This window comes from Pantoea sp. UBA6567 (genome assembly GCF_002434165.1).
Classification (GTDB): Bacteria; Pseudomonadota; Gammaproteobacteria; order Enterobacterales; family Enterobacteriaceae; genus Pantoea; species Pantoea eucrina.
Genome location: NZ_DJJN01000011.1, coordinates 89,868 through 90,226 on the forward strand (window position 1 = coordinate 89,868; position 359 = coordinate 90,226).

Consider the following 359-nt stretch of genomic DNA (forward strand, 5'->3'; position numbering starts at 1 on the left):
TGTCCGGTCATGAATTCCGCAGCCATTAGCAGGGCCAGCTGGTTCGGCGCCTCTTTTAAATCACTTAGTGACAAGAGTGCTTCAGCTCTTCCTCAGTCAGACCAGTCACATTCATAACAGACTGAATGTCCATACCATTCTTTAACAGATTGCGGGCGATCTTAAGGCTAGCTTCCTGTACGCCCTCCCGTAAACCTTCTTCTCGCCCCTCCAGAAGACCTTCCAGTCGCCCTTCCTGTCGTCCTTCCTGACGGCCTTCCTGTCGTCCTTCCTGACGGCCTTTCTGCTCAAGCTGCTGTGCAATTGTCATCAGTTCATCCTCATGTTGTGGTACCCGCTGCGCCAGCTCACGGATAAAG

1 pseudogene is annotated in these 359 nt (G+C 52.6%); it reads right to left on the minus strand.

What is annotated here, in order from left to right:
* Window positions 1-64: 64 nt before the first annotated feature.
* Window positions 65-359 (minus strand): annotated as a pseudogene (locus B4M48_RS16655) (ISNCY family transposase); the annotation flags it as partial.